Here is a 26,888-nt window from a genome sequence, read left to right as displayed (position 1 = left end):
ATAGTTTTTCAGAGAAAATAAATTTATGTTATAATTATAAGATATGAAGCACTTAAATAGAGGAGTAAATATGTTAGTTGAAGATTTATTGTTACAAAGGTTTAAAGAAGAAACTACAGGAAGAAATTATGCTAAGGGACAAAGAATAATAAATAACGATCTTGTGGAGTCAGTAGAAATAGAAGACGAGGAAGATTTAGTAGCTGTTAATGGAATAGTAATTTCAGAACAATTATTTAGTAAATATAGTACGAAATTAGAGATAGATATTAGAAGTAGGGGGATTTTATCAACATATTGTACCTGTACTGATTATGAAAAACATGAGTTTAGTAAGGAAAATTATTGTTGTAAGCATTTAGTAGCAACTTTTTATAAAGCTTTAGAGGATTTAGCTAAGAAAAAAGAGTTTAAAGAGGATAAAAACTTATTTTCTAAGAAGAAAGAAAATAAAATTTTAGATTTAATTCTTCAAGAGGAAACAGATAAAGAAGAGTTAAAAATAGAGGTTTATATAAATAAAAATGAGTGGAGTAATAGCATATTAGCAGAGTTTAAAATAGGAACTAAGTCCATGAGTTCAAATAAACTTTATATATTAAAGGATATTGAACAATTTTTAGTAGCTTACTATAATAGAATACCTATTAAATATAGTAAGGTTTTTACTTTTGATATAAGGGAACAAAAGTTAAGTACTAAGGATAGGGAGTTAATAGAGTTTATAGAAAGCTTAAAAGAGATAGAAAAGCCAATAAAAAGCTTCTTAAGAAATAGAGATACATTTATAGAGGGTAAAAGCATAAAGATACCTAATTATTTAGTAAGAGATTTTTTTCGTGTTATAAAAAATCATAGAATTTATTTAAATGAAGGATTTTTTTATAGAGCAGTAGAAAGTGAAGTGCTTTTTGAAGATGTTCCAATAGATTTTTCTCTAAAGGATTCAAAAAATAATTTTGAACTGAGCTCCTTAAACGGAATGCCTAAGGTTTTAGGGGATAGAGCTGATGTATTCTTATATGGAACTAATATATATATTCCTAAAAAAGATTTTTGTTATAAAATAAAGAATTACTTAGATATATTTTCTGAAGGAAAGGTCATAAAGATTGATAAATGTGAAGAGGAAAGAGTATTTAGAAAGCTAATACCTTCCTTAAGAGATTTAACTGAGAATGTAGTTCTTTCTAAAAATATAATGAATAAGACGGTTTTAGAGCCTGTAAAATTTAATTTTTACTTTGATAAAGAGGGGAAAGAAGTAACTTTAACCTTAAAAGTAAAATATGGTTCTTATGAATTTAATATATTTGATGATTGTAAGGAAAAAATAATATATAGAGATATAAAAAAAGAAAAAGAATTAATTGCCTTAATTGAGAGATTTAGCCTTGAAGAGATAAATAAAAAGTTTTATTTCTATTTAGGAGATGAATATATATTTAGCTTTTTTAAGTATGATGTATGCAAATTACAAGAGTATGGAGAAGTATATTATTCAGAAAACTTTAAAGGTATAAAAAGCTTAGGAAGCAAGGGGATAAAGGGAGACATTAAACCAGGAAGATATAATTATTTTGAGTTTGACTTTAAAATAGGAGATATACCTAGTGAGGAAACAAGAGAAATACTTAGAGCTTTTAGGGAAAATTTAAAGTTTTTTAAACTTAAAAGTGGAGAATTTCTTGATTTAGAAGAACTAGAATTAAAGCAATTTTTAAAGTTATTAGATTCAGTGGATAATGGAGATTTAGAGAAAAATTGCCTAGAAATAAATAATAGTAGGGCATTATATATAGCTAATTACATAGAAGAGAAGGGGATTAGATATATTAAGGGGAAAAAGAAGTTAAATGAATTGAAAAGTAAATTTAAAAATATAAATAAACTGTCCTTTGAAGTTCCTAAGGATCTTAAGGCTAATCTTAGAGAGTACCAAAAGTTTGGATACAATTGGCTTAAAACTTTAGAGCATTTAGGCTTAGGGGGAATTCTTGGAGATGAAATGGGTCTTGGAAAAACTCTTCAAGCAATTACCTTTATTCTTTCTAATAAGGGAAAGAAAACACTAGTAGTAGCACCAACTTCCTTAATATATAACTGGAAAGAAGAATTCAATAAATTTGCACCTAATTTAGTTGTGGAGGTATTAAATGAAGGCAAGGATAAGAGAGAAGAAGCTTTAAGAGATATAGAGAGTAAGGATGTAATTATAACTACCTATAACTTATTAAAAAGAGATTTAGAGGAATATAAGAAGATAAACTTTGATTATTGCTTTATTGATGAAGCGCAAGCTATTAAGAACCCAGATTCTCAAAATTCTGAAGCTGTTAAAGAGGTTAATTCAGAATATAAATTTGCTTTAACTGGTACCCCTATGGAAAATTCTCTTATGGAACTTTGGTCTATTTTTGATTTTGTAATGCCAGGATATCTTTATGATAGAAAAAGATTCACTGTTAGATATTATAAAAAATTAAATGAAAGTGAAGAAGTGTTAAATGAAATACATAGCCTTATAAAACCTTTCATACTAAGAAGAAAGAAAAAAGATGTTATAAAAGAATTACCTGATAAGATTGAAAAGATGCACTTAGTTGATTTAGGGGAAGATCAGAAAAAGGTATATTCAATATATGCTAATAATGCCTTATCAATTATGGAAAAGAAACAGGATGCAGAGGAGTTTAATAAGAGTAAAATAGAAATATTATCTTATATAACTAAACTTAGACAATTAGCCTTAGACCCTGCTGTAACAATAAATGATTATATGGGGGAAAGTGCAAAAATAGAGGCTTTAGTTGAAATATTAAATCAAGGAATAGAAGAAGGACATAAAATCCTTGTGTTTTCACAGTTTACTTCAGTATTAAAAAATATAAGTAGTAGACTTAAGGAAGAAAAAATTTCTTTTAGTTACTTAGATGGAAGTGTTTCATCTAAGAAAAGAATAAATATGGTTAATGAATTTAATGAAGGTGAAAACTCAGTATTTTTAATAAGCTTAAAAGCTGGGGGAACAGGACTTAACTTAACTTCAGCAGATATTGTAATTCATTTTGATCCTTGGTGGAATCCAGCAGTAGAAAATCAGGCAACGGATAGAGCACATAGAATGGGACAAAAAAATGTAGTAGAGGTTATAAAATTAATAGCTAAAGGAACTATTGAGGAAAAGGTAGTAGCTCTTCAAGAGGAGAAGAAGGAATTGATTTCTAAGATTATTGAAGAGGGAGAATTAGGAGCAGGAAGTACATTTAATACCTTAAGTGAAGAAGAGTTGATGGATTTATTTAAAGTAGATTATTTAGGTTAATAATAAACTATAAGATAATAAATTTAGGTGATTTAAGAAACGCTGAGCTTTAGTATATAGTTAATAATGAGCCCTATAAATAATTTAAAATAATAAAGTTTATTAATATAAAAAAGAGCTTATATGAAAATAGCTTATGAATAAAACTTACAAAAATTAAAAAAATCATTTTTATTAATTTGAAAAATTAGATTGTAAGTTTTATTAAGCTTCATATAAGCTCTTATATTTTTATAAAATTAAGATAATATTATTAAGGTTTATAGTTTAATTTTATATGTGTTTATAATTTAATCACATAAATAAGTTTTTTATCTCATTATAATTTTCATTCTAAATATGGTTATAATGAGATCGTTACTTAAGAAATAAGCTTTAATTAATATATAAACCCATTAGAGGCAGGGTTATAAATTACTTTTCTAGAGTAAGGACAATTAATAAGGGAATCAACTGTTGAATCTAATAGGTTTATTATATCTATTAATGGCACCTTTTCTTTAAGGGAATATTGTAATTTACTTTGAAGTTTAATTAACTCATCTTTATTTATTCCACATACCAATCCTAAATCTTTTTTTAAAAGAGTATAATAGCTTAAAGAAGCAGTAAGATTTTCAGTTAAGAGTATTAACCTATTTATATCCTTATCTTTTTTTTGAATATTTCTAAGTGTAAGCTTGTTACACATGAGCTTTATATGGATGGTTAAGTTTATTATTTCCTCTTCATTTTTTGAAGGATTTTTTATTAGATCTTCTGCTAATATATTTACATATTTTATTAATTTAAGGCTTAATTCCTTTAGCCCTTGATCTAAGTTATAAGGAAATAAAAATTTATTAGCTAAGAAGGTTATTAATATACCTAAAGCTAAATAAAAAACTCTAAAAATAGCTAAGGTATTAACTCCATAGCTAAGAGATGCCATGCAAATAGCAGAGATGGCAGTAAAGAGAGAGAGCTTATAATAGCTTTTAAATCCATAGGTTAGATACAGGCTACAAACTAATACAATAATATGCACAACTTGGCTTTGAAACAAGTTTAAAATAATAATTACAAGAAAAATAGCTAAAAGATTACCCTTTAATCTGTCTTTACTTTTATTTAAGGTCTCTTCATAATAAGGTTGCATTATTGACATTATAGTTATTCCAAGCCAACTCATTTTAGTAAAATCAAATAGATAGCTAAGAAGTAAAACAAGACTTAAGGTTAAAGAAATCCTTAGGGCAAAATTAAGTTTTATTGTACCAAAATGTAGAGAATCTCTAAATTTAAATTGGTTTTTATCTGTATTTTTCCATAAATCATAGCTTTTGTATCCTTCACCCTCTTCAAGAGTAGTCATGTCAGCTAAATATAAATAAAGATTGGTTACTGAAATAGATAAGTCATGAAAAAAAGTGAACTGATCAGGTAAATCTTCATGAAACCTATTTAATCTATTTAGTTGTTTATCTATTTCATAATAAGAAATCTCATCATTTAAATATAATCTTAAAATATTTATAGATTTTTTTAATTCCTTTAAAAATGATTTAATTAGGGCACTATTGTAATTAAGTTTTGAGTATAGCTTATTTAGATTATATAGATCTAAGTTTAAGTTTTCTAATATTATATATATTTTAAATTGAATACTACCTAAGTTATTAGTTAAAATTTTTCTCTTTCTTGTAGTATAAAGGTTATAACAAATAGTAGTAAGTTCTTTAGAGATAGATTGCTGCAAATCTGAATTATAACTTTTAAAAATAAGGTTATCTACTTGGTTTTCCAATAAAAATAAAGATTTATTTATGTTATCTTTTATTAAGGATTTATAACTTAGCTTGTTTAAAAATAAGTGAAAGATTATTATTAAACTAAAGCCAAAGAAAATAGATAATAATCTTCTAGGTAAGCCTTGAAAGTCTACCTTATAAAAATAAGTAAATACATATAACATTAAGAATGGTTTGTATAATAAAGGAGTGTAGGCAACTGAGAGCTTATAAGCTATGAAAAATATGGTGAAGAAGTTTATTATAATTCCTAATAAAAAATGGTTTGATGCTAAAAAAGACAGAACAACTATAAAACAATATAAAAATAAAAGTCGTATAGTTTTTTCTAAGGGATTTATTTTAAAATTTTCTTTTAAAAGAATTGAGGAGGTTAAAGCTATTGGATATGCTAAGATTGCATTATTTATTCCAAAGAATATCCAAGAGGCTAAAAATGTTAAACAGGCAATTGTCCCTTCACGTTTCATTGAATCCACATCTAAATTGTATTTCTTTATAACTTTATCAATCATAAACATCACCTAAATTAATATATAATAAATCTATTATTCCACTTAATATATAAATTTATGTTAGAAATTAAAAAAAGGCATTTATCAAAATACCTTTTGATAAAGCCATTTTTTAGTTTAGGTTTGGAAAGATTGAGCTAAGTAATGGAATAGTACCATTAAATACTATTACTATTTTATTATTTTCTACCTTTATAGATTTTATTTGAAGGTATTTTATTATATCCTTAAAAGAAAGGATTATATCTCCATTAGTTTTGTCAAAGGAAAGTATTGAATTATCTTGTAGGTTTTTAAAGATAGTATCCTTAGAAATATCAATAAAACCAACCTTTCCTTCTTTATAGTGGAATATTCCTTTACCATCCTTACTTTGAGCTGTAAAGGTAAGTTTTCCTTGGAAGGGTATATTCTTATAGTTTATATCTACATAAATATTAATATCATCGTTTTCTATATCAACCTTTAATCCTGTAAGATCTTTTATTGCATCAGGTTCTTCACGCAAAGCTAGTATAAATAAATCTGTTAATTCAGAATCAGAAAATTCAGTTGTAGAGCTAACATTTATTTCTTTTAAAGAAAGATTTATATTGTTAGGAAGGAATTTTTTTATTAAATTCCAATCGTTAAGTTCTATGTTAGAATTTATTGAGGTTACAGATACTTTAGGAGCAAAATATGATTTATAAACTGCTTTTACTCCAAAAAAACAAGCTAATATTAAAATTAATATTGATAATATAACTATAAAAAGTTTATTTTTCTTTTTAGTCATGTTAATTATCTCCCATCTATAAGAGTTTATTAATTCAATTATAAACTAAATTAATTTAAATTTCACTTGTTTTCAAATGAAAGTAACAGATAAGGAAAGAGAAGATAAAATAATATTATAACTATATAATTTGGAGTTAATATGCTTGAGAATAATAATGAAAAAATAATAGATTATAAATTAGGAGACGTTACTGGTGATGGTATTAATGATGAAGTTTATATTATGTCCTGTGCCTTTAATAAATGTTTAAATAGACATTGGTTACTTATTAAAGAGGGGAATTCAGGAAGGGTTGTAAGGTATGAATTAGAAGAAAATAATTATAATTTTGAAGTTCATTTAGAACCCTTTAGGGATCCAAATAAATTAGATATATTTATAAGATCCATAGGTGATTGTTTTGGGGGCTGTGTTAAGGGGCAAATTCTTACTTATGAGAATAATGAATTAAAGGAAATATTTAATACCAATGATTTCTATGAGAAAAATAAAGTAAGTGCTTTTTATAGAGATGATTATAAAGTTGAGGTACTTAACTATGAAAGAAATAAAAAATATATTATTGATATAAAAGAAAATTTTAAATATTATCTAGACTTTGTATATTCTGGAGATGGAAAAGTAAAAGAAGGAAAGGAGAAAGCAAATATAAGTAGTGTATGGGGAAGTAATTCATATTATCCTATGGGAAGTGAAGTTGCTAATTTAAGTATTGTTCAAAAGGTTATTGGTCAAGCAGCTACGGATAATATAGGTCTAATTGAAAGTACATTAAAATGGCAAGGTAATTCTTTTATTATAATTGATCAAACAGTAATTTTGAAAGGAAATCTCATAAATCAAAATAACAGAAGTAAAGAAATATGTAATAAAAAAGATTTTTTAATTGGTACAAGAAATCTTTATGAAAATAACTGGAAAAGTTTAGCTGAATACTTTGATGATAATGTAAATTTTGATTCATCATCAATATATTGGTACTATTTAGCTGTGTTACAATTCTTTGCGAAAGATTTAATTGAAGCTTTAAAATCAATAAATATGAATTTAAGTTTTCAATATCCCTATCCTTCAAAGGAAAAAGCTCTAATATTAAAAGAAAATATTGAATATAGTATTAGATTAAATAAATAATTAGTTTTTAAAGTAGCTTTCTTATATAAAATAGTGCTTAAAATGTTTTATACTAAATTTTATACAAGGTAAAGATAATATAATAGTGTCATATTTAAGACTTATTAGTTAGTGAATTTCCTTGAAAAAAACCATAAAATATTATTAGAAGGTTTATTTTGAGGTGAAATTTATGGAGACGGAAAGTTATTTGCTTAAGATATCTACATTAGGAACATTGTTTTTTGCTGTGTTAGGAATAGCATGGGGATGAACTGTAAAATCAGAGATGATTTTATTTGATGGAATGTATTCCTTAGGTGGTGTAATTTTATCATTACTAGCCCTAATGGGAAGCATTTATATAAATAAAAAAGATTATGAGAAGTATCCCTTTGGTAAGAAGATGATAGAACCTTTAATAGTAATAATTAAATCCTTAGCAATTTTTATTATGTGTATATATTCACTTATAGGTTCTATTAAAGATTTAATAAATGGGGGTAATGAAGTTCAATATGGGTATGCCTTAATATATGCCCTAATATCAACTTTAGGGTGTGGAATTGCATATTTTTTCTTAAAGAAAAAAGGAAAAGCTATTAACTCAAGTTTAGTAAATATAGAAAGTAGTCAATGGTTAATGGACACTTTATTAAGCATGGGAGTTTTAGTAGGATTTTTAATAGCAAATATAATTAAGCATACAGAGTTTATTTGGTTTAATAGATACTTAGACCCATTAATGGTTATTATTTGTTCATCGGTATTTATAAAAATGCCTATAAAGTCCTTCGGTGATGGATTAAAAGAACTTTTAGAGTTTAAGGCAGATGATAGTATAACTTTAGAAATAGATAAACTTGTAGAGGGAATAGAGAGAGAATATAACTTTGAAGATACTATTACAAGGGTTTCTAAAACGGGAAATGATTTAAGAATAGAAATAGATTTTATATATAATGAAGAATCTAATATTAAAGTATTAGATGAAATGGATGGGGTAAGAGAAAAAATATTTAATTCTTTATCACATATAAATTATGAAAAATGGTTAAATGTATCCTTTACTAAGGATAAAAAGTGGGCTATATAAAAGCTTAAATTAAAACTTATAAATAGTTTAATAAACAATTTATAAGTTTTATTTATAGGCTATTTATATAGCCTAGTTTATTTAGAAAAAGTTAGCTTGGTGAGGGCTTGAATACTCATTTAATTTTTTGCTAAGCTCTTCATTTTCTTGTATCATATTTTTTACTAGGTCAATTGATTCTTTATCTAATTGATCTTCTTTTTCATGTAAAAACTTTTGAAACATAATTATACCTGTCTTAAAAGCTTTTATGCTTTCTTCTAGAATTTCACTATCTGTATCAGCTGTAACAGTTTTTATATTGTAAATAGCCTCAGAAGCTTTTCCTAGAATGCCAACATTTAAAGCTGGTGAGTCACCAAGAGCAGATATTTTACTTGAAAGTTCACAGGCTTCCTTAGAGTAAAGGTTTATAACATCATTTAGTAAATTTTTTAAGTCATTAGACTTACATTTTTTTTCGTAACGTTTAAAAATATCCATTCCCATATAAAGCCCTTTAAGATTATCGTTTAAAGCTTCACTAGGAGTTCTATCTGTAATTTTTTCCATGAATATCACCTCTACTTTATTTTGTCCTTTTATAAAAAAAATAATTAGAAAAATTTATTTTAAATAAGAAATTCTTAGTTTCATATTAATATTTTAAAATATTGTTTTTAGTAAAGGTTAATTAATAAGGTTATTATTTTAGAGTATATTAGATTGTGTAATAGAAAATATAATTGAACTTAATAATAAAATCTAATATAATTAACAATATGATGTAGGCAAGTTATAATAATGACTTTATGAAGGAAAATAAATTGATTATACCTAAAAATATGTTCTATCTTTAATATGATTTTAGCTAAATGGATTAAGATTATAGAAGAATTTAAATGATTAAAACATATTTAGTGAAATAAAGGTGTAAAAGGACTTACATTGTTAGTAAATAATAATGAAGTAGTCTTTTACACCTTTTTTAAGGTGTATTCTAGAAATTAAAATTTTTTGTTTTATAACTATATTTTTTTATTATTTATGATTTAAATGGGACTATTTAGTGAGGGAGGTATTTATTATGAGTGATAATAAGATTTTAACTTATGAGAGAGAAGTCCTTTCAGAAACTAAAAGGTGGATTGAAAGTGAAGAGGAAAGATTAGAAGGTGAAAAGTTAAAAGCCAATGAAAAATTAGATGCTTTAAATAAGAAATCTAAGGGAGCCTATGATCCAGAGATAGAAATAGTTAAGAAGTCTGTGGACTTTTTATCAAAGGAAGAAGAAAAATTTAAAGAAGCTTATAATAAGCCATACTTTGCAAGAATAGATTTTAGGGAATATAGAAAAGATTTTGAAAGTTTTTATATAGGTAAATGCGGACTTGGTGATATGCTAGAAGGAGAAGAAAAGGTAATAGATTGGAGAGCGCCACTAGCTGATCTTTATTATAGTGGTACTCAAGGAGAGGCATATTATAAGGCACCTATTGGGGTCATTGAGGGTGAGCTTAGTTTAAAGAGAAAATTTCTTTTTGATGATGAGCATAGCTTAAAGGAATGTTTTGATGAGGGAATTAATGAAATTATTTTAAAATCTGGTCTTAATGAAGAAGGGGATGGGTTAATAGATGAATTCCTTAGAATTAATTTAGAAAATAGCACAGGTACTAAATTAAAGGATGTAGTAGCTACTATACAAAAAGAGCAGAATGATATAATAAGAGCACCTAAAAATTCACCTTTAATAATACAAGGATCAGCAGGTTCGGGAAAAACCACTGTAGCTCTTCATAGACTAGCTTATTTATTATATAGATATAAGGAAACCATAACTGGAGAAGATATTTTAGTTGTAGCGCCAAATAAAATATTTTTAGATTATATTTCTGAAGTGTTGCCTAACTTAGGAGTAGATAAGGTTGAACAAAAAACTTTTGAGGAACTAGCCCTAAAAAAGTTAGGTATGAAGGGTAAAGTTATAACTAAGGATAAAAAATTAGTAGAAATTTTAGAAAATGATTTAGAAAAAAATAAATATATAATGAATGATAGTAAAATAAAAGGGTCTATATTATTTAAAGAAATGTTAGATAGATATATTCAAATTCTTGAAAGAGAAGATAGCGATATAGATAATATAAGAATTTGTGGATATTCAGTTTTTGATTCAAAGGAGATAAAAAGATTATTCTTAAAGGATTTAATAAAATATCCTGTTAACAAGAGAAAGGATGAAATCAAAAACTATTTTTCTAAAAAATTAGGAGAAAAGGTAAGTAAGGTTTTAGATAAGGTTGATTTTCAGTATGAGTATAGAATAGCTAGACTTAAAAAAAGTATGGAAGATTCTAAGGAAAGAAGAGAAAAACTTATAGAGCTTTATGATGAGAGAGATAATCATAAAAAAGAAATAAAAAAGTCTGCTAGAAAAGAATTTAATGAATACTTTAATAGATGGAAGGGTATAGATACCACTAATGTTTATAAAAATTTCTTTGAAAACAAGGAGATTTTTAATGAAGTAACAGATGGAAAAATACCAGAGAAGTTAGCTGAATATATGAGAGAAAATTTGGCTAATAATATAGATAAAAAAATAATAGATTCAGATGACTTAGCAGCTATGCTTTATTTAAAATTTAGAATAGAAGGAATAGAGGAAAGCAGCTTATTAAAACATATTGTCATTGATGAGGCACAGGACTATTCTATGCTACAGTTATATGTTATGTCTATGATGGCTTCAGGAAAGTCTTTAACAATAGTTGGAGATATTGGTCAGGGAATATATTCATTTAAAGGCATTAATGATTGGAAAGAGGCTATTAAATTGGTTTATGATGAAAATGCAGAGTATAAGCACTTAAGCCAAAGCTATAGAAGTACAGTAGAGATAATAAATTATGCAAATAAGGTTTTAGTTAAACAAAATACCTATGAAGAGCCAGCAAAACCAGTTTTAAGACATGGAATGGTTCCAGAGGAAATTGAGTTTAATAATGCAAAAGAATTTTGTGAAAGATTAGATAACATAGTTAAAAAAGTAAAAGATGAAGGAAAAACTTCAATAGCTATAGTTGGTAAAACCCTTGATGAATGTAAGAAGATAAGAACTTTAGTTAAGAAATATTCAAATTATGACTTTGAATTAATTAAAGATGATCAAAAAGAGTTTGATTTGAACTTAATAATTATACCGTCATATCTTACTAAAGGATTAGAATTTGACTGTACTATAGTTTATAATTTAAATAAGGAAAATTATAATGATAATGAAATAGATAAGAAACTTCTTTATGTGGTTTTAACTAGAGCGTTACATTATGAATATATATTTTATAAAGAGGAAAAATCACCTTTAATAGGTTGATTTAGGAGGAGAAATAATGGAAGAAAAACAAATAATGGCTTTTAGAGATGAAGAGGGAAATAAAGTTGAATTTGAGGTTGTTGCTAAAATATATTTAGGAGAAAAGAACAAAAAAGAATATATAGTTCTTTCACCAGTAGAGGGTAACGGAGATGAAGCTGATGACTTTGTTTTTAGAGTTGATAAAGTAAATGATTCAGTTGAATATAACTTAGTTGAAGATGATGAAGAATTTAGATTAGTAAAAAAAGAATATAAGAAGTTATTATACTAAAAGAGGTAAATATTATGGAAAAGTATAGAATAATAAATTTTTTATCTACTAATGGATTAACAGAAATAGAGGAAGTTTCTTCAGAAGACAACAGATTAGCTCTTAAATTTTATTATGATTTTGAAGATGTAGAAATACAAGGTGCTAAAGCTTGTGCAAATGATGAAACAGACTATGAAGAAGATAGTAATCCATGGATTGTGGAAGGTGTTATTCCATATTTAGATGATATTGCAACAGATAGTGTTGAAGAGATTTTAGAAGAAGTTATGGAAGACTTTGAAATAATAGCTAAAGCTGAAGGATATGAAATAGAAGCTAGCAATTATTCAGGAAAACAGTTTTTAGCTGTGTTCTTACCAGAGGATGAAGAACTAGAAATAGATGATATTTTAGATGAATTAAAATAATTTTTAGAATAGTTTTAAGTTTATACTTAACTAAAACTATCTTAATAGTAAAAACATTCTAAAAATTCAATGTTGCTTTTTTTATATCTTGTGTTATAATAAAAACATGATTAATCCTGAGATGTACGCGAAGCTTATTAATTTTAACCTACATGAGAAATACGGGATTTGCAAAACAGCTAATGAAATCGGGCTTCAAGTTTTACTTCACTTTTGTGACGGAAGATGATCGAGTTAGTTTGCGTAAAACCCACCTGCGAGAGGCAGGTATAAAATTGTAAGTGTGACGGCATATTTGGGAACATTAATTGAGTTTGTTTAAAGGTTCAACTTTTGTTGGACCTTTTTTTCATTAAAAAATTGATGTGTTTTTTAGCTTTTCTTTTAAAGAGAAGAACTTACTTTCTAGTGCGTCTACTTTTTTAGAATACACTTCTCGCTCTTTCTTGTTAAGATTTTTACTTAACAAATCATTGTAATAATCAATGTCACCCATTAAGGATAGAATTTCTAAGGTATAGTCCCAAGCAGATTTACTCATAAAAAACCTCCTAAGTTTAAAATCTAGTAATAGTATAGATATTAATAGAAGATTTGGTGAATAATTTTAATTAATTACTTTAATATATTTTAGTCCATGTGTATAATATAATTATGAATAAATTATTAACTTGTATAGGGAGTGAATGATTATGAGTAAAGAAATAAGTAGTAAAGATAGAGAGAATATAATAAAAAGAATATATGAAAGAATGAAACATGATTTCAAGGAAGAAGAGTTTTATGCTGAAGTTTCACTATCAGAAATGGAAGATAGCATAAAGAAACATTACTTAAAAGGAAAAAGTAAGTTTAAAACTCTAGAAGAACTTATAGATAATGAAATAAAAAATGAAAAATTTTAATTTATAATTAAGGACTATATAAAAGCATATTACTTAAGAAAAGTATGTTTTTGTATAGTCTTTTTAAAAGCATAGTTAAGAGGATATTAATTTAATTTACTATATATACTTATTATATTAACAAAATTATTTTTATGGTGTATAATATGTTGATGTGTAGTGTTTTAGTAAAATAATATATTTAAAGAAGAAATAGGTGAAATATTATGAACAAGAGAAAATTAACTGCAATTATACTTAGTATATCAATGATTTTTGCGGTTTCAATAAATAGCACTAATATTGTACAAGCTAAGACTACAGAAGAAGCTCAACAAGAAATTGATAATAATAAAAATAAAATAGATGATCTTAAAGATAAACAAAGTGATATAAATTCTGAGAAGAGTAAATCTCAAAGTAAATTAGATGAAATACAAAAACAAGTAGCTGATAAAAATCAAAAGTTACTTACTTCTCAAAAGAAGGTTGATGAATATAAAGGTAATATTGACTCCTTAAAGGATAGTATAGATAAACTTCAAGGACAAATTAATGATATTCAAAGCAATATAGATAAGAAGAAAAAGGAAGAAGAAGAAAAAGAAGAAATACTTTCAGGTAGAATAAGAAGTGCTTATAAATCTAATTTAAGCAATCAGTTTTTATACATAATGCTTGAATCAAAAAATGTAGGGGACTTTATAAGTAATGTATCAAGCATAAAATATGTAGTGGATACAGATAATAAGTTAATTGATGATATAAAGAAGGTTCAAAGTGAATTAAAAAGTGAAGAATCTCAATTAAAAAGTCAAGAAGAAGACTTATCAAGTAAAAAAACTAAGTTAGAAAATGAGAAGAAAGAATATGATACCTTAGTAAGTCAGTATCAATCTCAATTAAATGAATTAAATTCTTTAGAAGAAGAAAAACAAGCTGAAATAAATAGCTTAAGTGAAAAAGAAAGAACAGTATTAGATGAAATTAATAGTTACGAAGAAGATAATGCTAATCTTAAAGATTATATAAATAATTTAATCAATGAGAAAAAAAGTGTTAAGGTAAATAGTGATAATAATAGTAAAAGTAGTACAAACAATAAAAGTACAGAGGAATCAAGCGCATCTAATAATGAGGGAAATTCAGAGACAAAGGCTAATTCCTCAAGTGGATTTATGAGACCAGCTCCAGGTGGAGTTACAGATCCCTTTGGACCTAGAGTGCATCCTGTTACAGGAAAAAGAAGTGTTCACACAGGGGCAGATTTAGGAGCATCTTATGGAACACCTATTCTTGCATCAAAGTCAGGTACTGTTGTTGAAGCAGGATGGAATACTGCTTATGGTAATATGGTTATAATAGATCATGGAGATGGAACAAGTACTTTATATGGACATTCATCTAGACTTGCTGTACAAGCTGGTCAACATGTATCACAAGGACAAGTAATTGCTTATGTAGGATCAACAGGATATAGTACAGGACCTCACCTTCATTTTGGTATAATGATAAATGGTGAATGGGTAAATCCTATGAATTATATAAGTTAATTTAAAGGGAGTGTATTAAAATTATATTTACAAAGAAAACTATGATAGAATTTCTTTGGAGTTAAATTTTAATATGCTCCTTTTTACTTAATATAGTTTAAATAAAAATTTAGTTTGGAGATGATTAGGTGAAAGCTTTAATTTTAGTAGGAATAATATTATTTGCTGTAGGATTATTATTTGAGTCAATGTATAAAATAAAAATGGTATTTAAGAGTTTTTCTAAAGATACTAATGGGAAGGCAGGAAAGGATTTTAACTTTGACTTTAAAAATCAGTTTAATAATATATCAGCAGAAAAGAGAGAAGAATTTATAAGATCCTTATCAGATGATAAGAAGAGTTTATTTAAAGAATACTTAGCTTGTAATAAAGAAGATGAAAATTTATTAAGAGAAAAATTAGATGAAAAACATGTGTTTAATATGTTTAACAGATGGGCAAGACAAAATAATATAGAACCAATAAACATAAGTAACTATAAAGATTTATAAAAGGTTTTTACAAATATAAAAATAGTCCTAGGAAGAAAAATCCTTGGACTATTTTTATTTTTAAAGATTTAATTCTCTTTTGCTAAATGTTTATTTATATAAATTTTCTTTAAGAACACAGATACTATTATAAATAATATTAATAGACTTACAGATAGATATATACTTGTTTTGTTAAAAGTAATCCATTGAGCTCCTAAATTTACAAAAACTAATATGCCAGGAATAGTTCCTATTAAAGTACCTAAAGCAAAGTCTTTATAGGATATTTTAGTAAGACCAGCTCCATAGCTTATTAAATCAAAGGGGAAAAGAGGGATTAATCTTAAAAGTAGAATCATTAAAAATCCATTGTCCTTTAATAATTCTTGTATGTTTTTAAGTTTATCATTTTCAAACTTTTCCACAAAGGATTGACCAAGGATTCTAGAAATAAAGAAAGATATACTTCCTCCTATTAAAGCACCAATACTTGTATATAAGAATCCTCCTCCTAGTCCAAATATACTTCCACCTAAGATTGCTAGTACTGAATCAGGGAAAAAAGTTAATGGAACTAAGGCAAAGGCTATTATATAAATTAGGGGAGCGAAATATCCAGAACTTAAAATTAAGTTTTTTAAGCTATCTAAATTTAATATATTACTCTTAGCAAGGAAAAATATAAGACAAACTAAGGCTAATATTATTATAGAAATTAAAAATTTATAAAATTTCGTCATTATTAAACCATCCTTTATATTTATTCAGCAATTTTTATTGTAAAATAAAAATATAGAATTGTAAAATTAAATAAAAATATAGTTTTAGTGAGGGGGGATAGGATGATAAATAGAGATTTTATTATAAGCTTTATTGTTGTAACTTGTATTATATATCTTATATATGTATGTTACGGCAAATATTTAGAGAAAAAGCAAATATATCTTAAAACTTTAACTATATTTTTAATAATAGAAGTCTTAAGAAGGATTTTTATTTATGGAAAAGTCAACAATCGTTTAATAAGTGGACTTTCTTTTATTCAATTGATATTTTTAGGAATTTCAGTAGCTATGTATGGACTTATGTATTTTAAGAATAATTTAAGCTGATAAATTTAATTAATCATAAGAATAAACTTTAGTAATTTATCTTAATAGAGTTTATTCTTATTTTTTATTAGAAAATATACTTTCATTTGATATATAATAATATTTAGACTAAAATTAATTTTATAATTATTAAAAAAATGTAACTATTTTGAAATGATAAATTAAAAAAATTAAAAGATAATTATCTAAGTGAGAAATGGAGTAATTATAAAATATATAAATTTAACATAGGAGGAAAGAATGAGTAAGGAGATTTTTTCTAAAAAAAGAAACTCAAATAAAAATAATTTTTTTAAAATATTTTTAGGAGTTTTAGCAATTATAATATTATTATGGGGTGGAATAAAAGTTGTTACAATGATAGGTAGCAATTTAGCTAATAAGGCTTCAATTAATAAAGAACAGGAAGAGCAGGAGAAGGTCATAAAGCCTAATCCAGATGATGTAGTGCCTGGAATGAATATTACATATGAAGCAGATAAATATGCAGTTGATGCTAAAGATGTACAAGCTATGGCTAATGACACATATAAAGGTGAAGGAAAATATGTATTTTTAACCTTTGATGATGGACCATCTAATTCAACAGAAAAGATATTAAATATATTAAAAGATAAGGATGTACATGGAACATTTTTCGTTTTAGGAAGTAGTATAGAAAAAGACTCTAAAAGACAAGAATATTTAAAAGAAGAATTAAAAAGTGGAAATGCTATTGCAAACCACAGTTATAGTCATGATTTTAAAAAATTATATCCAGGAAATAAGCTAAAAATTGATTCTTTTATGGATGAGTTTAATAAGACTAATGATATAATGCAGAGCATTTTAGGGGGAGAATTTGATTGCAAGGTATTAAGAATGCCAGGTGGGTATGGAACAAGAAAATATTATAAGGATCCTTCTCTTAAAGAATTTGACGATACATTACAGGAAAATGGAATAATAAATGTTGATTGGAACGCCTTAGATGGTGATGCAGAGGGAAAACCATATTCTACAGAGGAAATGCTTAATTATGTGAAAAAAACATCAAAAGGAAAAAATCATGTAGTCATTCTTATGCATGATGCAGCAGGAAAAGAAAAAACTGTAGAAATATTACCACAAATAATAGATTACTACAAAAATGAAGGATATGACTTTAAAGTTATAAAAAACACTTCTAAGGAAGAAAATAATAGCAATAAAACTGAAAATAATAAAGATAAATAGAGTAAATAGTATAAGAAAACATCATTAGAAAATACTAATGATGTTTTTTATTTTTTATCTATATTAAGTTTCCATTTCCAAAAGGATTCATTAGTTAATTCATATATGCGATTCTTTTCTTTACTTGTAAAATCTTTGCTAGAAAAAATATCACTAATCTCCTTTTCAAGCAACTCTAAATATATTTTTTTATCTTTTAGATCCTCATAAATTTCTTTTGAAAAGTTATTTTTTAAATCTTTTTTCTTTTTTGAGTTTCTAAGCCAGCTACATTGTTCTTTAAAATGAATTTCAGAGATCATTTTATTACTTTTTGCTTGAACTTCTTTTATATTATCAATATTCATAAAAACTCCTTTCTGAAAGAGAGATTATATTATATATTCTTCCATTTTATAGAAAATCCTTTGTGGAAAATATAAATATAAATTTTTCTTCCTTGAAAAAATTTAACATATAATTATATAATAGAATTTAAAAAGAAGGTGATTAAAATATGAACAGTTTTAATATAGAAAAACAATCAATGTGGAAATGCATAACTAAGAATAAATTAATTTGTAATGAAAGTGATACTTTAGCAATAATACTACCAGGCCTTGGGTACACCCTAGATAAAGCACTTTTAGATTATTCTAAACAGCTTATTTTAGATTTTAAATTTGATTGTTTAGGAATAGAATATGGATTTCAAGTTAGTAGAGAAGCTTTTAATAGACAGGATGAAAATGATATAAGAGAATTATTACTTGAAACTCTAGATATTATTTTTAGTGCCTTAGAACTTAGAAGAGGAAAATATAAGAGAATTATTCTTATAGGTAAAAGTTTAGGTACAGTATTACAAAGTAGAATAGATAAAGAAATTAAAGAAAATTATGATATTCATATTAAAAATATTTATTTAACTCCTATAAATGAGACCTTTAAAGAGAATTTAGGTAAAGAAGGATTAATAATAACTGGTACTAAGGATACTTTAATATCTTCAGAGAATTTGGAAAAAATAAAATCTGAGGGATTAAGAGTATTAGAAATAGAGGATGCTGGCCATTCATTATGTATAAAAGGAAATGTATTAAGGAGCATTAAAGCTTTAGAAATAATAATTGAAAATATAAAAGATTATCTTGAAAGAATGTAAATATAAAGCATTAAAATAATATTTTACATAAGTATTATTTTAAAATAATAATAAATAAAAAATGGAGTGATCATTTTGAAATATACAAAGAAGGAAAAAGAGGAATTAAAAAAAGTCTTAACTGAGGAAGAATATTATGTTACTCAAGAAAATGGAACTGAAAGACCTTTTACAAATGAATATTGGGACTTTAATGGAGAAGGAATATATGTAGATATAACTACTGGAGAGCCTTTATTTACTTCAAAGGATAAATTTCATTCTTCTTGTGGATGGCCTGCCTTTTCAAAACCAATAGATAGAAGCATAATAAAAGAAAAGGTAGATAAAAGTCATGGAATGATTAGAACAGAAGTTAGAAGTAAACTAGGAGATTCACATTTAGGCCATGTGTTTTGTGATGGACCAGAGGAGTTAGGTGGATTAAGATATTGCATAAATTCTGCTTCTTTAAAATTTATTCCAAAGGAAGAATTAAAGGAAAAGGGATATGAAGAATATTTAGAGCTTTTTAAATAGAGTTAAGTATTTTAAAGATAAGGATATAATAAAGGAAATAGAAAAGTAGGTGTTTTAATGGGATTCTTATTAAACAATGATGGAGAAAATGATTTTCTTTTAGCTGATACTTATTCAAAGGATGATATATTTTGGATAACTTTAAGAGGATTAATATCTAAAGGGAAAATTGATGAAGCTGAGGATATGCTTTTTAAAGAAGCAGAGAAAAATCCGTCTATGGAAATATATGAAATAGGAGAGAAAATGTATAGCTTATTAGCTAATAAAAGTGAAGAAGAACTTAAAAAATATAATTTCTCCAAAGAGGAAATTGATTTAGGTTTAGAAGATTTAAAGAGATTAATAGATAAACATAGCTTATAGTCTACTGTATATAGCAATAAATCAAAATAAGGGGAGATAGTTATGAGAAGTTTAAATAAAGAAGTTTTTCTTAAGAAATATCCTCATGTAGAAGAATATATAGAGAAAAATAAAATTGAATTTGAAGATTTACAAAGGATATATAAGGATTTTGTAAAGTTTGAGGGTTCTTATTATAATCAAGCTGATTTTATAGCCAATATACTTCGTTCTAATGAAAATGTTCATTCTGTTAAATCAAGGATAAAAAATCCAGATAGATTAATAGAAAAAATAATACGAAAAACAGAAGATAGAAAAGAAAAGTATGGTGAAGATTTTTATTTTAATGAGGATAACTATAAAAATGAAATAACTGACTTAATAGGAATAAGGGTTTTACATATATTTAAGGATCAATGGAAGGATATACATGATTTCATAATAAAGACTTGGAATGTAATTGAAATAACAGCAAATATAAGAGATGGAGATGATAGAAGTATATTTGATAATCTTGGTATTGAAGTTATATCAAGACAATCAGGATATAGATCAGTTCATTATCTTGTAGAATGTTATCCTACTAACCAAAAGGTTATTGCAGAAATTCAAGTAAGAACTATTTTTGAGGAAGGGTATGGAGAAATTGATCATAGACTAAGATATTCTCATAATGAAATTCCAGAAATATTAAAATCTAATCTTTTACTTTTTAATAGAATTGTAGGAAGTGCAGATGAAATGGCTTCCTTAATAAATATGTTAAATAATAATTTAGATGATAAAGACAATTATTATGAAACTAAATTAAAAGAAAAAGATGAAGAAATAAGAAAATTAAAAGAAGAAATTGAAAAGTTAAAATAATTTAAATGGGCTACATTCATGTATCTTATAAATAAAACTCATAAACATTTGTTGAAATTATTAATGAATTTTATTTTTAAGATTTAATGTAGCTCTTAATTTTTAGAAAATATAATATTAACAAAATATTAACTAAATGTGAATAAAAATAAAATAAATAAGGGGTTTTAATAAACTTTGGGAGAATTTAAGAAAATTCAAACTTTGATTTTATAATCTTTAAGTAGTAAAATGAACATAGTTCACTGTGAGTTTTATTAATGGTATTCAAAGAAATAATATTAATAAAAGTCACACTTATAATAGGTAAAAACTTACGAAAGGGTGATAATAATGAAGAAAAAATCAGTTGGAATTACCATGGCTGTCTTCTTGTTAGGAATCTTCATGGGAGCTATTGACTCTGGTATAGTTTCACCAGCAAGAGATATAATAGCTGATGGATTAAAAGTTTCACAAAATGCTAGTGTTTGGGTTGTAACAATATACACCTTAGCATATGCAGTATCAATGCCTCTTATGGGAAAACTTTCTGATAAGTATGGTAGAAAAAAAGTTTACATGGTTTCAATAACTCTATTTGGACTAGGTTCTTTACTATGTGGAGTATCAGATTACGTAAATAGTTATACATTCTTATTATTCTCAAGGGTTATAGAAGCAATAGGTGGCGGAGGTATAATGCCAATAGCTACAGCATACATAGGAACATCATTCCCCGTTGAAAAAAGAGGTTCAGCGCTAGGAATGATTGGAGGAGTATATGGAATAGCAACAGTTGTAGGACCAACCTTAGGTTCAGGAATACTTTCTATTTTTGGAGATAAAAACTGGGGATTTTTATTCTTAGTAAATGTTCCAATCAGTATAATAATATTACTTATGGCAACTAAATTAGAAGAAAATACTTCTGCACAAGGAATTAAGAAATTAGATGTTTGTGGTTCAGGGGTATTAACAATATTAATTTTATCTTTAATGTATGGAGCTACAAACTTAAAATTCTATGAGTTTGCTAATTCAATAAAATCACTAGATGTTTGGCCATATCTTTTAATATTTATAATATCAATTCCAATATTAGTTTGGGTGGAAAAGAAAGCAGAAGATCCAGTAATAAACTTATCTTACTTTACTAATAAGGAAATAGCTATAACTTTAATATTAAGCTTTGTTGTAGGTTGTGGATTAATGGCAACAGTATTTATTCCTCAATTTAGTGAAAATATATTAAGAACACCAATGGGTAGTGGTGGATATATAGTTACAATATTTGCAATATTTGTAGGTATAGCAGCACCTTTAGGTGGAAAATTCATAGATAAAATAGGAGTTAAAAAAGTACTATTAATAGGTATGTCTTTAGTTATCATAGGTAACCTTTATCAAGGATATGTAACAACTAAACATCCAGGTATGGTTAACTTAATAATAGGTTTAGCTATTATGGGATTTGGTTTAGGATTCTCTATGGGAACACCAATAAATTACTTAATGCTTAGCTTAGTACCAGATAATGAGGCTACAGTTGGACAATCAGCAGTATCATTAATTAAATCCATAGGTATTGCAGTATCACCAAATATTCTCATTAACTTTATATCAGATGCAGGTAGAAGAGTACCAGAAGCATTACAAAAAGTTATGCCACATGTAGATGGAATGTCTAATATTATGTCAAATAGTGGTGGAGCTTCAAATGTTGCTAATTCAATGGGAAATGCCAGTGTTACTAATATATTTAGTCTTATAAAAGGAATGGCACAATCACAATTTGCAGCTTTAGGAGACAAATTTGCAAATAATCCTCATATGAATATTGATATGATTGAAAAATCATATATGCAAAGTTTAGATGGAGCTAAAGATGCAATAGAAACTGCATTCCAACAAACTATGAATACAGGATATACTAAATTATTCTTAACATGTGCTATTATAGCTTTAATAGGGTTAATATTAACAGCTATGTTAAATAACAATTTAATAACAATGAAAAATAGAAGATTAGAAAAGAAGGAAAAAACTAATTGATAAAAAATGTTTTTTGAGTTATGATAAATAAAAACAAATAATTTTAAGATATTGCTAGGGGTGCTGTAAAAGGCTGAGAGGGATAATAAATCCTAACTCTAATAACCTGATTTGGTTAATACCAACGTAGGGAAGTATATTTTAAGTTGTGATTTTTCATATTAGAAAATATTATTATGATTAATTAGAGAATATATTTTTAAAAGGTTTAGCAATATTGCTAAACCTTTTTTTTGTTGGTATAAAAGTCTTAAGAATATAGAAAAGAGGTGAAGGTATGATTGTTAATGGTAAGAAAGTAGAAAAAGGTGAACTTAATACAGTTTATGATTTGCTAAAAAGTTTAAATGTAAATAGTAAGAGAGTTGTTGTAGAACTAAATAAAGAGATAGTTAATTCCTGTAATTATAATGAAATCTTACTTAATCATGAAGATGTAATTGAGATTATTGCCTTTGTTGGTGGAGGATGATTAAGAAGTATTTAAGAAGTCTAAACAATAAAAGGTGAGTGAAAATAAAAGAGAAAAAAGATAAGAGGGACCTTTATGAATATAAAGATTAATGAAAAGTGGAGAGAGGTAAAAGAAAATTGCACAGTATATTCTTTAAAAAATAAAGAATTTCCTGATTCTGATGTTATAGTTTTAAATGGATTTCCACTTGTAGAAGATAAGGAGCTTAAGGAAGGAGACAGGGTTGTATTTATAAAAAAGGGAATTATGCCTAATAAAGAGGAGTTAGAAGAACTAATGGTATCTAGGCATACACCAGGTATTCATGAAAAACTAAAAAGAATTAAGGTTTTAATAGCTGGATGTGGAGGCCTTGGATCTAATATTGCTATTTCCTTAGGAAGAATAGGGGTTGGAAGTATAAGTTTAGTAGACTTTGATATAGTGGAACCTTCTAATTTAAATAGGCAACAGTATTATATTGAGGATATTGGAGAATTTAAAGTAACTGCTTTAAAAAGAAACTTAATTAGAATAAATCCTTTTATAAAAATAGAAGCTTTAAATCTTAAGCTTTCTGAAGATAATATGGGTATTTTACAAGGAGCTGACATAATAATAGAAGCCTTTGATAATCCAGATTATAAAGCCTTATTAGCTAATTATGTTTTAAGTAATATGAAGGACAAATTTTTGATTTCCTCTTCAGGAATGGCTGGTTTTTATGATTCAAATTTAATAAAAACAAAGCAAATAACAGATAAGTTTTATATTTGTGGAGATTTGGTAAATGAAGCTAAGGAAGGCTGTGGATTAATGGCTCCTAGGGTGGCTATATGTGCAAATCACATGGCTAATTTAGTTATAGATATAGCTGTTAACAAAATAGAATTTTAAAAAGAAAGACTAGTAAAAATAGAGTGGATTTTAAGTGCTTTTTAGACAGAGTTTATATATAAAAATAAAATACTAGTCTAAAATATGAAGAACTAAGAAGAGTAGTGAGTAGAAAAGGGGAGTTTTTTATGGACAAGTTAATAATAGGTGGAGTAGAAATAAAAAATAGACTTTTTGTTGGAAGTGGTAAATATCCTTCAAATGAAATAATAAAGGATGTTTTAGAGGGAAGTGGCTCTCAAGTTATAACTTTAGCTTTAAGAAGGGTAGATTTAGATAATAAGGAAGAGGATATTCTTCAAAATATACCTAAGGATGTAATATTACTTCCTAATACTTCTGGGGCAACTAATGCAGAGGAGGCTATTAGAATAGCAAGGATAGCAAGAGCTATGGGATGTGGAAACTGGATAAAGATAGAAGTTATATCAGATTCTAAGTATTTGCTTCCAGATAATGAAGAAACCATAAAGGCAACTAAGGTGTTAGCTGATGAAGGATTTATTGTCCTTCCTTATATGTGTCCAGATCTTTATGCAGGAAGAAGGTTAATAGAAGCTGGGGCGGCAGCTGTAATGCCACTTGGTGCACCAATAGGAAGTAATAGAGGGTTAAAGACTAAAGAATTGATTCAAATAATGATAGATGAATTAGATATTCCTATTATAGTTGACGCAGGTATAGGAAAGCCATCACAGGCTATGGAAGCTATGGAAATAGGAGCTGCAGCTTGTTTAGTTAATACTGCCATAGCATCCTCAGAAGATCCTATAAATATGGCTAGAGCTTTTAAAATGGCAGTAGAAGGTGGCAGATTAGCTTATGAAGCTAAAATGGGAAGAGAATCAAAGTTTGGAAATGCTTCATCTCCACTTACTGGATTTTTAGATTAGGAGATGATTTAATTGAGTTTTTATGATGTAGTAGAAAAATATAGAGATTTTGATTTTTATGGATATTTTGATTCTGTAAAAAAGGAAGATGTATTAAGAAGTATTTATGAAAGAAATAAGAGACCAGAGGATTTACTTAATTTAATATCTCCTATGGGAGAAGAGCTTTTAGAAGAAATGGCTCAAGAAGCAAGAAATCTCTCTTTAAAATATTTTGGAAGAACAATATTACTTTATACACCTATGTATATCTCAAATTATTGTGTAAATAAGTGTTCATATTGTGGGTATAATGTAGAAAATAAAATATGTAGGAAAAAATTAAATCAAGAAGAAATAGAAAAAGAGGGGAAAGCTATTTCAAAGGATGGATTTAAACATATTCTAATATTAACAGGGGAAAGTGAATATCATACTCCAGTAGAGTATATAGAGGAGAGCATTAAAACTTTGAAAGAGAAATTTCCTTCCATAACTATTGAAATATATCCAATGACAGAAGAGGGATATAAAAAGGTGGTAGAAGCAGGTGCTGAAGGGCTTACTGTATATCAAGAGACCTATGATGAAAAAGTATATGATAGGGTTCATGTGGCTGGTCCAAAGAAAAATTATAAATTCAGATTAGAAGCTCCAGAGAGAGGAGCAGAAGCTGGAATGAGAAGCATAAGTATAGGAGCCTTATTAGGATTAGCTGATTTTAGAATAGATGCCTTCTTTACAGCAATGCATGGAAAATATTTAAGAGATAAGTATCCTCATATAGATATAAGTTATTCGGTGCCAAGAATAAGACCCTGTGAAGGAGGGCTTAAAAAGTTAAATGAAGTTGATGATAGGGAACTAGTACAAATACTTTTAGCCTATAGACTATTTGATCCTCAAGGAGGAATAAATATATCTACTAGAGAAGGAAAGGATTTTAGAAGAAATTTAATTCCTTTAGGAGTAAGTAAAATTAGTGCTGGAGTTTCTACTGAAGTTGGAGGCCATTCTTTAAAAGAAAAAGGTACAAGTCAATTTGATATAAATGATGAAAGTTCTGTAAGTGAAGTTAAGGAATTAATAAAAAGTCAAGGTTATCAACCTATATTTAAGGATTGGCATAGATTTTAAAATAATTTTTTTATTAAAATGGTGATTTTTATGTTTTTAATAACAAATAGAAAGTTAGTAAATAGGGAAAAATATTTTAATACCATAGAGGAAGCAGGTAAATATGGTGTTAAAAATATAATTTTAAGAGAAAAAGATTTAAGTACAAAGGAATTAATAAAGATTTATATAAAAATAAAAGAGTTAGTTACAGAGGAAACAAATATAATAATAAATTCCAATATTGAAGCAACAATGATTTTGAAAGAGAAGTTTATTCATTTAAGCTTTAAGGATTTTAAGAGGAATTTAGAAGAAGTTAAATCCTTACAGGTTGGAGTATCTGTTCACTCTATCTTAGAGGCCATAGAGGCTGATAGATTAGGGGCAAGCTATATATTAGTATCTCCTATTTTTGAAACACAATGTAAGAAGGGAGTAACTCCTAAGGGAATTAATTTTATAAAAGAAATTAAGGAAAAGGTAAATTGTAATGTCATAGCCTTAGGAGGAATAAATGAACATAACTTTAAAGAAGTATTAGGGGCTGGCGCTGATGATTTTGCATGTATGTCACTTTTATTTATGAGTAATAATATAAAGAAGTCCTTATATACTTTTAAATCTCTTTAAATATATCTAGATTTATATGAAGGAAAATGTAAATTATATGATTATTAATAGAATTATGATATAATTGATATTAATTAATAATTACAATTTGTTATCAAAGGA

Annotated in this window: 27 protein-coding genes, 1 other RNA gene and 1 riboswitch; of the genes, 22 read left to right on the top strand and 6 right to left on the bottom strand. The window is 26.5% G+C overall.

Annotated features, from left to right (window positions below; genetic code table 11):
- The first annotated feature begins 70 nt into the window (after positions 1-70).
- A complete protein-coding gene (locus CPF_RS09125; protein ID WP_011590920.1) occupies positions 71-3,325 on the top strand; it encodes an SNF2 helicase associated domain-containing protein in 3,255 nt (1,084 codons plus the stop codon).
- 379 nt (positions 3,326-3,704) lie between these two features.
- Here CPF_RS09125 and CPF_RS09120 read toward each other — a convergent pair whose 3' ends face one another.
- Positions 3,705-5,630, bottom strand: a complete 1,926-nt coding sequence (locus tag CPF_RS09120) for an FUSC family protein (RefSeq protein ID WP_011590919.1) — start codon at positions 5,628-5,630, stop codon at positions 3,705-3,707.
- A 112-nt stretch (positions 5,631-5,742) separates the two neighbouring features.
- Complete coding sequence (locus CPF_RS09115; RefSeq protein ID WP_011590918.1) at positions 5,743-6,408, bottom strand: hypothetical protein; 666 nt, start codon at positions 6,406-6,408, stop codon at positions 5,743-5,745.
- Between the two features lie 141 nt (positions 6,409-6,549).
- Between CPF_RS09115 and CPF_RS09110 the strand changes: the two genes are divergently transcribed.
- Together CPF_RS09110 and CPF_RS09105 are read left to right on the top strand one after the other, a co-directional pair.
- Positions 6,550-7,545, top strand: a complete 996-nt coding sequence (locus CPF_RS09110; RefSeq protein WP_011590917.1) for a hypothetical protein — start codon at positions 6,550-6,552, stop codon at positions 7,543-7,545.
- Positions 7,546-7,813: 268 nt separating this feature from the next.
- Positions 7,814-8,620, top strand: coding sequence for a cation diffusion facilitator family transporter (locus CPF_RS09105; RefSeq protein WP_011590916.1), 807 nt, complete (start codon positions 7,814-7,816; stop codon positions 8,618-8,620).
- An 81-nt stretch (positions 8,621-8,701) separates the two neighbouring features.
- Here CPF_RS09105 and CPF_RS09100 read toward each other — a convergent pair whose 3' ends face one another.
- Complete coding sequence (locus CPF_RS09100; protein ID WP_011590915.1) at positions 8,702-9,172, bottom strand: ferritin-like domain-containing protein; 471 nt, start codon at positions 9,170-9,172, stop codon at positions 8,702-8,704.
- 514 nt (positions 9,173-9,686) lie between these two features.
- Between CPF_RS09100 and helD the strand changes: the two genes are divergently transcribed.
- From helD to ssrS, 4 genes are all read left to right on the top strand, one after another.
- Entirely contained in the window at positions 9,687-11,978 is a 2,292-nt protein-coding gene (gene helD / locus CPF_RS09095) for an RNA polymerase recycling motor HelD (RefSeq protein ID WP_011590914.1), read from the top strand.
- A gap of 16 nt (positions 11,979-11,994) precedes the next feature.
- A complete protein-coding gene (locus CPF_RS09090) occupies positions 11,995-12,252 on the top strand; it encodes a DUF1292 domain-containing protein (RefSeq protein ID WP_003449706.1) in 258 nt (85 codons plus the stop codon).
- A gap of 14 nt (positions 12,253-12,266) precedes the next feature.
- Positions 12,267-12,662, top strand: a complete 396-nt coding sequence (locus CPF_RS09085) for a hypothetical protein (protein ID WP_003449533.1) — start codon at positions 12,267-12,269, stop codon at positions 12,660-12,662.
- Between the two features lie 110 nt (positions 12,663-12,772).
- A non-coding RNA gene (ssrS, locus tag CPF_RS14800) (6S RNA) lies at positions 12,773-12,968 on the top strand.
- Positions 12,969-13,014: 46 nt separating this feature from the next.
- Here ssrS and CPF_RS09080 read toward each other — a convergent pair.
- Entirely contained in the window at positions 13,015-13,203 is a 189-nt protein-coding gene (locus tag CPF_RS09080) for a hypothetical protein (protein ID WP_003465144.1), read from the bottom strand.
- A gap of 151 nt (positions 13,204-13,354) precedes the next feature.
- On the opposite strand from CPF_RS09080, the gene CPF_RS09075 reads away from it, so the two are divergent.
- The 3 genes from CPF_RS09075 to CPF_RS09065 all read left to right on the top strand — a co-directional run bounded on the left by CPF_RS09075 (position 13,355) and on the right by CPF_RS09065 (position 15,593).
- Positions 13,355-13,567 (top strand): hypothetical protein, encoded by a 213-nt coding sequence (locus CPF_RS09075; protein WP_011590913.1) that lies wholly within the window; start codon positions 13,355-13,357, stop codon positions 13,565-13,567.
- A gap of 206 nt (positions 13,568-13,773) precedes the next feature.
- Positions 13,774-15,099 carry a murein hydrolase activator EnvC family protein gene (locus CPF_RS09070; protein ID WP_011590912.1) on the top strand — a complete coding sequence of 442 codons (1,326 nt, stop codon included), beginning with the start codon at positions 13,774-13,776 and terminating at the stop codon, positions 15,097-15,099.
- 128 nt (positions 15,100-15,227) lie between these two features.
- Complete coding sequence (locus tag CPF_RS09065) at positions 15,228-15,593, top strand: hypothetical protein (RefSeq protein WP_003449721.1); 366 nt, start codon at positions 15,228-15,230, stop codon at positions 15,591-15,593.
- 68 nt (positions 15,594-15,661) lie between these two features.
- On the opposite strand, the gene CPF_RS09060 is transcribed toward CPF_RS09065, so the two are convergent.
- The gene (locus tag CPF_RS09060) at positions 15,662-16,315 is read right to left on the bottom strand and encodes a TVP38/TMEM64 family protein (protein ID WP_003465107.1); all 654 of its coding nucleotides are present in this window, start codon (positions 16,313-16,315) and stop codon (positions 15,662-15,664) included.
- Positions 16,316-16,417: 102 nt separating this feature from the next.
- On the opposite strand from CPF_RS09060, the gene CPF_RS09055 reads away from it, so the two are divergent.
- Together CPF_RS09055 and CPF_RS09050 are read left to right on the top strand one after the other, a co-directional pair.
- Positions 16,418-16,687 (top strand): hypothetical protein, encoded by a 270-nt coding sequence (locus CPF_RS09055; protein ID WP_003449716.1) that lies wholly within the window; start codon positions 16,418-16,420, stop codon positions 16,685-16,687.
- Positions 16,688-16,927: 240 nt separating this feature from the next.
- The gene (locus CPF_RS09050; protein WP_011590911.1) at positions 16,928-17,902 is read left to right on the top strand and encodes a polysaccharide deacetylase family protein; all 975 of its coding nucleotides are present in this window, start codon (positions 16,928-16,930) and stop codon (positions 17,900-17,902) included.
- Positions 17,903-17,949: 47 nt separating this feature from the next.
- On the opposite strand, the gene CPF_RS09045 is transcribed toward CPF_RS09050, so the two are convergent.
- Positions 17,950-18,249 (bottom strand): hypothetical protein, encoded by a 300-nt coding sequence (locus tag CPF_RS09045; RefSeq protein WP_003472869.1) that lies wholly within the window; start codon positions 18,247-18,249, stop codon positions 17,950-17,952.
- 149 nt (positions 18,250-18,398) lie between these two features.
- On the opposite strand from CPF_RS09045, the gene CPF_RS09040 reads away from it, so the two are divergent.
- From CPF_RS09040 to CPF_RS08995, 10 genes are all read left to right on the top strand, one after another.
- Entirely contained in the window at positions 18,399-19,046 is a 648-nt protein-coding gene (locus CPF_RS09040) for an alpha/beta hydrolase (RefSeq protein WP_011590910.1), read from the top strand.
- 75 nt (positions 19,047-19,121) lie between these two features.
- A complete protein-coding gene (gene msrB, locus CPF_RS09035; protein ID WP_003468018.1) occupies positions 19,122-19,565 on the top strand; it encodes a peptide-methionine (R)-S-oxide reductase MsrB in 444 nt (147 codons plus the stop codon).
- Between the two features lie 57 nt (positions 19,566-19,622).
- Positions 19,623-19,931, top strand: a complete 309-nt coding sequence (locus tag CPF_RS09030) for a DUF6483 family protein (protein ID WP_003449678.1) — start codon at positions 19,623-19,625, stop codon at positions 19,929-19,931.
- Positions 19,932-19,973: 42 nt separating this feature from the next.
- Positions 19,974-20,780: a RelA/SpoT domain-containing protein gene (locus tag CPF_RS09025; RefSeq protein ID WP_003456098.1), complete on the top strand. Its 807-nt coding sequence runs from the start codon at positions 19,974-19,976 to the stop codon at positions 20,778-20,780.
- Between the two features lie 333 nt (positions 20,781-21,113).
- Positions 21,114-22,814, top strand: a complete 1,701-nt coding sequence (locus CPF_RS09020; protein WP_003455994.1) for an MFS transporter — start codon at positions 21,114-21,116, stop codon at positions 22,812-22,814.
- Between the two features lie 46 nt (positions 22,815-22,860).
- A riboswitch (TPP riboswitch) is annotated at positions 22,861-22,964 on the top strand.
- Positions 22,965-23,091: 127 nt separating this feature from the next.
- Positions 23,092-23,286 (top strand): sulfur carrier protein ThiS, encoded by a 195-nt coding sequence (thiS, locus tag CPF_RS09015; protein ID WP_003449779.1) that lies wholly within the window; start codon positions 23,092-23,094, stop codon positions 23,284-23,286.
- 75 nt (positions 23,287-23,361) lie between these two features.
- On the top strand, positions 23,362-24,165 hold the full coding sequence (thiF, locus tag CPF_RS09010; RefSeq protein WP_003456100.1) for a sulfur carrier protein ThiS adenylyltransferase ThiF: 804 nt from the start codon (positions 23,362-23,364) through the stop codon (positions 24,163-24,165).
- A 128-nt stretch (positions 24,166-24,293) separates the two neighbouring features.
- The gene (locus CPF_RS09005) at positions 24,294-25,058 is read left to right on the top strand and encodes a thiazole synthase (protein ID WP_011590908.1); all 765 of its coding nucleotides are present in this window, start codon (positions 24,294-24,296) and stop codon (positions 25,056-25,058) included.
- Positions 25,059-25,070: 12 nt separating this feature from the next.
- Positions 25,071-26,174, top strand: coding sequence for a 2-iminoacetate synthase ThiH (gene thiH / locus CPF_RS09000; RefSeq protein ID WP_003468043.1), 1,104 nt, complete (start codon positions 25,071-25,073; stop codon positions 26,172-26,174).
- A 30-nt stretch (positions 26,175-26,204) separates the two neighbouring features.
- Entirely contained in the window at positions 26,205-26,786 is a 582-nt protein-coding gene (locus tag CPF_RS08995) for a thiamine phosphate synthase (RefSeq protein WP_011590907.1), read from the top strand.
- The last annotated feature ends 102 nt before the right edge of the window (positions 26,787-26,888 follow it).

The sequence above is a fragment of the Clostridium perfringens ATCC 13124 genome (assembly GCF_000013285.1).
GTDB lineage: Bacteria > Bacillota > Clostridia > Clostridiales > Clostridiaceae > Sarcina > Sarcina perfringens.
This window is presented reverse-complemented; position numbering and strand designations above follow the sequence as displayed.